Origin of the sequence: Acinetobacter sp. YH12102, from assembly GCF_013419125.1 — a bacterium.
GTDB lineage: Bacteria > Pseudomonadota > Gammaproteobacteria > Pseudomonadales > Moraxellaceae > Acinetobacter > Acinetobacter pseudolwoffii.
Genome location: NZ_VPAS01000016.1, coordinates 41,451 through 48,620 on the forward strand (window position 1 = coordinate 41,451; position 7,170 = coordinate 48,620).

The following is a 7,170-nucleotide window of genomic DNA, read 5'->3' on the forward strand; positions in this document are numbered from 1 at the left end:
AATCAGAATTTTCAGGGTTGATGGTCGTTTCATGCTGGATTTAGCTTAAACAGCTTTACTTGAACATACGATCCATTTTTAGTCATTTTACCTTCATGCTTTAAAATTTGGACATAAAAAAACCGCGCTATTGCGCGGTTTTTCAGTTAAAGCGACAAATTATTTTTTGTCATCTTTTACTTCAGTGAACTCAGCATCTACAACGCCGTCGTCCGCTTTTTGCTGTTGTTGACCAGCGTCACCACCGAATGCGTTCGGATCAAACCCTTGCGCACCGCCTTGGCCTTGAGCTGCTTCATAGGCACGCTGAGTGATCGGCATGATGATGTTTTGAAGCGCTTCAGTTTTCGCTTTGATTTCTTCAACATCATTTTCTTTAGTTGATGCTTCAAGCTCAGAAACCGCAGTTTCAATTGCAGTTTTTTCGTCTGCAGTCACTTGCTCGCCCAAATCTTTCACTGCTTTTTGAGCAGAAGAAACTAACGCATCCGCTTCGTTACGTGCTTTCGCTAATTCTTCGAATTTGCGATCTTCTTCAGCATTCGCTTCAGCATCACGGATCATTGCTTCGATTTCAGCATCAGACAAACCTGAGTTTGCTTTAATCTGGATCGATTGCTCTTTACCCGTGCTCTTGTCTTTTGCAGATACTTTCAAGATACCATCAGCGTTGATATCGAAAGACACTTCAATTTGTGGCACACCACGTGGCGCAGGTGGGATATCGCCCAATTGGAAGTTACCCAACAATTTGTTTTGCTGTGCCATTTTACGTTCACCCTGGAACACAGAAATGTCTACAGCAGGCTGGTTGTCAGCAGCAGTCGAGAACACTTGAGATTTCTTCGCAGGAATCGTGGTGTTTTTCTCGATGATTGCTGTTAACACGCCACCCATGGTTTCGATACCAAGTGTCAGCGGAGTTACGTCAAGAAGAAGTACGTCAGTTTTGTCACCTGAAAGTACCGCACCTTGAATCGCAGCACCCATTGCAACTGCTTCATCAGGGTTTACGTCTTTACGTGGCTCTTTACCAAAGAATTCTTGAACCTTCTGTTGAACCATTGGCATACGTGATTGACCACCCACCAAAATCACGTCAGAGATGTCTGAAGTCGAAAGACCAGCATCTTTAAGTGCAATCTTACATGGCTCAATGGTACGCGCAACCAAGTCAGCAACCAAACCTTCAAGTTTCGCACGTGTTACGTTGATCACCAAGTGTTTAGGACCAGTCGCATCTGCAGTGATGTATGGCAGGTTGATTTCAGTTGCATTCGAAGAAGAAAGCTCGATCTTCGCTTTTTCAGCAGCTTCTTTTAAACGTTGCAGCGCAAGCGGATCTTGTTTCAAGTTGAAGTTTTGTTCTTTCTTGAACTCTTCAACCAGGAATTCGATCAATGCGTTATCGAAGTCTTCACCACCCAGGAATGTATCACCGTTAGTAGACAATACTTCGATTTGCTGGTCGCCATCAAGATCCGCAATTTCAATGATTGAAACGTCGAATGTACCACCACCCAAGTCATAAACCGCGATTTTACGGTCACCTTCTTTCTTGTCCATACCGAACGCAAGTGCAGCAGCAGTTGGTTCGTTGATGATACGTTTCACTTCTAAACCTGCAATTTTACCTGCATCTTTCGTTGCTTGACGCTGGGCATCGTTGAAGTAAGCAGGAACGGTAATGACCGCTTCAGTTACTGTTTCACCCAGGTAATCTTCCGCTGTTTTTTTCATCTTTTTCAAGATTTCAGCAGAGATTTGCTGTGGCGCAAGTTTCTTGTCGTTGACATCAACCCAAGCATCACCGTTGTCAGCTTTGATGATTTTGTACGGTACCAGACCGATATCTTTTTGTACCGCTTGGTCTTCATAACGACGACCGATCAAACGTTTGATCGCGAACAAGGTATTTTTCGGATTCGTTACCGCTTGACGCTTTGCCGATTGACCTACCAGAATTTCGCCATCTTTATAGGCAATAATTGATGGCGTTGTACGCGCGCCTTCAGCGTTTTCGATTACTTTAACTTTGTCGCCTTCAAGTACTGCAACACATGAGTTTGTAGTACCTAAGTCAATACCAATGATTTTAGCCATTTGGATGTTTCCTCAAAAATTTTTTTATTCCCAAACTTTTCCCTTTATCAAAGGGAAATTAAAAGGGATTTACTTGTTATCCGATATGAGAGCCGTTCGATTTTTTTCAAGTAAAATTGTTGAAAAAATTTCACAAACTCCCGAATTTATTTGGCTTAAGCGCCAACCATGACCATCGCCGGACGCAACAGGCGATTATTCAGCGTGTAGCCTTTTTGCAAAACAGTGCCAATTTCATTGGCTTTGGCATTTGGATCAATCCCAACTGCCTGATGCAGATCAGCATTAAAGCCGTTACTGGTGTCTACCACCACGACTCCAAATTTCTCTAAGGTATTCAATAAAGATTTAAGTGTCAGTTCAACGCCTTCCAGCAGTGGAGTTTTCTCTTCACCTGCGGCAACAATGGCGCGCTCGAGATTGTCGACGGTTTCTAAAAGTTCTTTAGAGAACTTTTCTAAAACGGTATCTTTATGCTTTTCAGATTCACGCTGAATACGTTCCACACTTTTTTGTGCTTCGTAGACTGCATTGGCCGTACGTGCTTTTTCTAACTTTAAGTCACCTTCAAGCTGCGCAATCTGCTCTTGTAAAGACTCAACGGAAACTTCAGCCTGCTCGGTTTCAGCTTGAGTTTGCGCTGTATCTTGCTCCGCTTGCTCTTGCTCAAATTTTTGAGCTTGCTCGTTTTGCTCAGTCGCCATTGATTTACTCCGTTTAAATGGGTTCTTAAACATGTACAGTCCTCAGGCCTCAGTATTCACTGCGTTAATGCTGAACTGCCATGGTTGAAGTTCTTGATTACCTAAAGAAATCGGGGCAGGGTGTAAAAATTCAAGCGTCAGTCAAGATTAAATTTAAGATTTATACAAAATTCTGAATAAAACAGCGAGCAGATGGCAGGCTTTTACCGCGATATAGGCGGAGATAAATTGAAGTAAATGATCAAGGAGTCATCTGATCATTGTTGTATACGTCGCTGAATAGACAGTCTGAGCTTTAAAATAAAACATGAATTATTTGAAAATAAATATAAAAAATTGATAATCGTATTTTTAAATAAATTTAATAATTTTAATCTGTTTTAAATATTAGTAAAAAAATTGCATGATACTGACATAGACAGCGACCTTGTTCAGAGGAGAGAGCCGAACTCGGTTGCTGTTGCCTTATTTCAAGTTACTTTTTTCAAGCTGAGTTCCCCCAAGACTTGGCTTTTTTTTGCCTGATTATTTATTAGACATAAAAGCGATTAATATCTAAGCAATAAAGTATTTCTCAATAGATGAACTTTTGATTAATATTTATTCCAGATTCTATCGCTGTAGTTTCTTCTTATTTTGAAATGTGTTTTCGTGGCTTATCTTTTTCTCTAAGATAGGCCTTTTTTTTGCTAAAATTGAGCATTCTTGATCTGATCAAGATAAAAATGATTGCTTGGCGGCTTAGTCCGACCTTCATGCAAAAATACTGCTTTTATTCAATCAGCTTGAGATAAAATTTTCCATTAAAAAAGCCTGCTACAGGCTTTTTTAACAAAGAGTGAAATCAAAGTATTAATCACGGCGATCGCGTGGGCGCTGTTGTTGCTGTTGACGTCGATTATCGCTCCAGCGTGGGTTAGATGAACGGTTTTGCTGGGCTTTTCTGACACGCTGATCGGTGATCCGTTTAGGATCCTGCTCCAGGCGGCGTTTATTACGTTCTGCTTCAGCCTGTTTTTGCCGTTGGCTCATCATGTTTTTACGCTGCTGTTCCTGGCGTTGTCGTTCCAGCTGGCTTTTACGTCGGTCCTGTTCTAACTGTCTTTTACGGTCCTGTTCCCAGTTACGACGCTGCACTTCCTGTTTACGTCGATCCAGTTCAATACGTTTACGTTGCTGTTCATATTCCCAGCGTTGCCGATCATAACGACGCTGTTGCTCATAACGACGGTCCTGTTCATAGCGGCGATCAGAACGCTGATCATAACGGCCATCGTAGTAGCCACCATCTTCAGGGAAAGCAACACAGCCTACAGCCAAAAATGTAGTCGCCAGAGACAGAGCTATAATTTTGCCAGCCATAGGCATTCTCCCAACTTGAAATAAAAAATATACTGAAGCTCGCAAAACTACGTCAAAAATACCATTTAAACGGTCAATGACATCTTTTATAAATCAGGTTAACGTATTGGATAAAACTATATGTACTTAGATATTAAGACTTATATAAGAATATGGTCACTGAAACGCTAATCGTGTAGAAACTATGAAGAATTAAGAGAATAAGGACTAAAAATAATGACTGTGAATCATCCAGTACTGAAAAGTGTCATGGAGAAAGGGCAAGGCACAGCAGCGCGTATGCTGGATCTCTTACCTGGTATTGCACAAGACGCATTGGTTAAGGCTTTGGACTATCCTCATCACTATCCTGATTTAGACCCCATGGTCAAATGCCTGATGGCGATTCAGCTTAAACAGGGGCATGGCAGCTTTCTGAGTGAAGATGTCGCACAGGCACGGGTGGCGTTTGATGCGCGCATGAAAACAATTCAGGCCAGACCGACTGCTGTGAAAATGATAGAAGAGCTGCGTCTGCCTTTGCAAAGTGGCAGCATCTTTGCCCGGCATTATCATCCTGCACCGCAAAAGAAGTTGCCTATGGTGATTTTTTATCATGGCGGTGCCTTTATGGTGGGTGGTCTGGACAGCCATGATGAGTTCTGTCGCCTTCTGGCAGTGCATGCCAAAGCACAGGTGCTGAGTGTGGCTTATCCGCTGACACCGGAATTTAGTCCCTTGCAGATGGTACAGGTCTGTGAAGATGCCCTGGCCTGGGCACATCAGCATAGTAAACAGCTGAAAGTGTATAAAAACCGGATTGCGGTGGCGGGAGACAGTGCAGGTGGAAATCTGGCGGCAGTGGTGACGCAGCGTAGTGCAGGCAAATCTTATGCAGCACGTGCCCAGCTCTTGCTTTATCCGGCGGTTGATTTTAAAAGCCGCCATCCCTCTTTTTATGCTTATAAAGACGGCTTGGTATTGTCAGATCAGGATATTGATCTGGTGACCTTGATGTATGCCCAAACCCACCAGATTGAACTGGATGATCCATTGGTTTCTCCCACCTATGGTCAATTGAAAAACTTGCCGCCTGCTTATGTGATTACCGCACAACATGATGTTTTGCATGATGAAGGTTCTATTTATGCACATAAATTACGTCAAAATGGGGTAAGTGTTTCTTATCATGACTATATCGATCAGGCCCATGGTTTTATCAATTTAACCCCGATTTCCCGCCGTGCTAAAAAATATGTAATCGAGATCAGCAAGGATTTTCGCAAATTTTGGGATAAACATAGTTAAATCCAAAACGTACATACAAAAAGGTGTTTCTCATGGAAATGCCTTTTTTATACCTGGCTTGATATAAGTTGTTATGGCTTGGTCGCAATCTTTGCTTCAGGGAAGATCAGATTAAACTTGGGGACATAAAAGCTCTGTAGCAACTTGGCTTTAGAAAAATCTGGAAATATATTATTGATATTTTGCCATTCCACTTGGGACAGCTTGGAAAGATGGCCACGGAATTGTGGGCTGAACTGAAAACGCTGGCCTTTCCAGGCTTGCTGAATTTTGAGCATAGAGGCTGGAATATGATGACTATTAATATAGAACTTGCGCGCAGATTTGGTTTTTTTGAGTCGAATCGTCATACGCTGGTTTTGATGCTGAATATGACACAATATTTCCTGATTTTTTTCCTGCCATTCAAATTCTGCATGTTCTTTGGGAATACCCCATAAATGCTGGCCGTGTATGACAGATTCATGAGTAGACACATAAATTTTAGGAATCGAGCTGAGGCGTCGTTTACTAATTAAAGGATGATCCAGAATCAGTAACTCATCATAAGGACCAATGGGTGAAGAATGATAACGCACCAATAACACTTGTACCACGCGACCCAGTGGGGAGGGGGCAATACGGAACTGCTTGGCTTGCTGAATAAAGCCGGGTGTTAGCCAGTAATTCAAAATAAAACCTTCGCCCTGTAAATGCCAAGGCGGAAACTGGTGGATATTTTGCTCCTGTAATAATGCATGGCTCATTCTTATTCTCTTGTCTTTAGTCGGCAGGCAACTGCATTATGAGTTATAAAAGATTAATATACAGTCATTCACAACCATTACTTCTAAGTAGATGAGTTAAAAAATGTTAAAGAAATCATTATATGCGATCGCCCTTACTGCCATCAGTCTGCCAGGTTTTGCTGCCAATACCCTTATTGAGATGAAAACTTCATCGGGAAATATTGAAATTGAGCTCTTTAATGATCAAGCCCCGATCTCGGCAAAAAACTTTGAAAACTATGTAAAGAGCAACTTCTATAAGGACACTATCTTTCACCGGGTCATTCCTGGCTTTATGGTGCAGGGTGGGGGCTTTGATAGCAATATGCAGGAAAAGGCCAATACCCAAGCTCCAATTAAAAATGAATCATCGAATGGTCTGCAAAATAAACGCGGTACTTTAGCGATGGCGCGTACCAATCAGCCGGATTCTGCACGAGCACAATTCTTTGTAAATCTGGTCGATAACGATTTTCTGGATCGTTCTGCCCGAAATGCAGGCTATGCGGTCTTCGGTAAGGTCACTAAAGGTATGGATATTGTCGATCAGATTGCCAAAGTGCCGACTCGAAACTATGGAATGCATCAAAATGTGCCGGTGAAGCCTATCAAGATCAACAGTGTGAACATTAAAGCGCCAGTTGTGAGAAACTAGGTACAGAATAAAACAGAAATATTTAATTCATATTTCTGTTTTAAAAATATGTAGTTATGTGATGTTTTGTATAAATACGAACCAAATTGGTGCATAAAAATAAAACAGTCGTGATTCCTGTGAGTTAAAAGCGCTTGCACCTGTAGGAAATTACCCTATAATGAGCCCATACCGACGAGATAGACGGAAACGAACGAAGCAGATTGCTGAGTTGTTAAGTATATCGAAGTCCAGCTTCTGGCACTGACGAGGTGTTAGAAAGATCATTAAGAGATTATGAAGAACAACTTGT

Annotated in this window: 6 protein-coding genes; 2 read left to right on the top strand and 4 right to left on the bottom strand. The window is 41.9% G+C overall.

What is annotated here, in order from left to right; translation table 11 throughout:
* Positions 1–159 precede the first annotated feature (159 nt).
* The 3 genes from dnaK to FTU42_RS13095 form a co-directional block, all read right to left on the bottom strand.
* Complete coding sequence (dnaK, locus tag FTU42_RS13085) at positions 160–2,103, bottom strand: molecular chaperone DnaK (RefSeq protein WP_074383783.1); 1,944 nt, start codon at positions 2,101–2,103, stop codon at positions 160–162.
* A 155-nt stretch (positions 2,104–2,258) separates the two neighbouring features.
* Positions 2,259–2,807, bottom strand: coding sequence for a nucleotide exchange factor GrpE (gene grpE / locus FTU42_RS13090; RefSeq protein ID WP_005173545.1), 549 nt, complete (start codon positions 2,805–2,807; stop codon positions 2,259–2,261).
* Between the two features lie 852 nt (positions 2,808–3,659).
* Complete coding sequence (locus FTU42_RS13095) at positions 3,660–4,169, bottom strand: hypothetical protein (protein ID WP_180083538.1); 510 nt, start codon at positions 4,167–4,169, stop codon at positions 3,660–3,662.
* Between the two features lie 216 nt (positions 4,170–4,385).
* Between FTU42_RS13095 and FTU42_RS13100 the strand changes: the two genes are divergently transcribed.
* Complete coding sequence (locus FTU42_RS13100) at positions 4,386–5,456, top strand: alpha/beta hydrolase (protein ID WP_180083541.1); 1,071 nt, start codon at positions 4,386–4,388, stop codon at positions 5,454–5,456.
* A 71-nt stretch (positions 5,457–5,527) separates the two neighbouring features.
* Here FTU42_RS13100 and FTU42_RS13105 read toward each other — a convergent pair whose 3' ends face one another.
* The gene (locus FTU42_RS13105; protein ID WP_100535518.1) at positions 5,528–6,202 is read right to left on the bottom strand and encodes an acetoacetate decarboxylase family protein; all 675 of its coding nucleotides are present in this window, start codon (positions 6,200–6,202) and stop codon (positions 5,528–5,530) included.
* A 103-nt stretch (positions 6,203–6,305) separates the two neighbouring features.
* On the opposite strand from FTU42_RS13105, the gene FTU42_RS13110 reads away from it, so the two are divergent.
* Positions 6,306–6,878 (top strand): peptidylprolyl isomerase, encoded by a 573-nt coding sequence (locus tag FTU42_RS13110; protein WP_074383779.1) that lies wholly within the window; start codon positions 6,306–6,308, stop codon positions 6,876–6,878.
* Positions 6,879–7,170 lie beyond the last annotated feature (292 nt).

Bases quoted from the DNA above. Each gene is read 5' to 3' on its own strand.
- dnaK (WP_074383783.1), bottom strand. From the start codon at position 2,103: ATGGCTAAAATCATTGGTATTGACTTAGGTACTACAAACTCATGTGTT.
- grpE (WP_005173545.1), bottom strand. From the start codon at position 2,807: ATGGCGACTGAGCAAAACGAGCAAGCTCAAAAATTTGAGCAAGAGCAA.
- FTU42_RS13095 (WP_180083538.1), bottom strand. From the start codon at position 4,169: ATGGCTGGCAAAATTATAGCTCTGTCTCTGGCGACTACATTTTTGGCT.
- FTU42_RS13100 (WP_180083541.1), top strand. From the start codon at position 4,386: ATGACTGTGAATCATCCAGTACTGAAAAGTGTCATGGAGAAAGGGCAA.
- FTU42_RS13105 (WP_100535518.1), bottom strand. From the start codon at position 6,202: ATGAGCCATGCATTATTACAGGAGCAAAATATCCACCAGTTTCCGCCT.
- FTU42_RS13110 (WP_074383779.1), top strand. From the start codon at position 6,306: ATGTTAAAGAAATCATTATATGCGATCGCCCTTACTGCCATCAGTCTG.